Origin of the sequence: Stenotrophomonas sp. 3diitr2024, from assembly GCF_042136455.1 — a bacterium.
Taxonomy (GTDB): Bacteria; Pseudomonadota; Gammaproteobacteria; order Xanthomonadales; family Xanthomonadaceae; genus Stenotrophomonas; species Stenotrophomonas sepilia.
In genome coordinates, this window is the sequence record NZ_JBHHMJ010000363.1 from 1 (window position 1) to 334 (window position 334).

Below are 334 nucleotides of genomic sequence, written 5' to 3' on the forward strand. Positions count from 1 at the left end.
TACCTGCAGCGTGACCGACCGACCCTGCTGGTGTCGTTCGGCCGCAGTGGCTCCAGCCCGGAAAGCGTGGCAGCGGTGGAGCGCGTGCGCAGCGACGTGGACGACGCGCGCTTCCTCGGCGAGAACGTTGAAGTCACCAACATCAACGACGACCCGCGCTTCAACGAATACTGGCAGTACTACCACGGCCTGACCGGCCGTCGTGGCGTGACCGTGGCCGCGGCGCCGATGCAGTGCAGGCGTACCTCCGGTAGCTGGGCGCGGATGTGGGCGAAGACCTCGCCGATGAACCACTCCATCCCGTCCAGGTTCGGCGGATGGCGGAAGCCACCGA

The 334-nt window shown here is 67.4% G+C and carries 1 pseudogene; it reads left to right on the forward strand.

Annotated elements, in window-relative coordinates:
* A pseudogene (locus tag ABGA94_RS09190) lies at positions 1–334 on the forward strand (hypothetical protein); the annotation flags it as partial.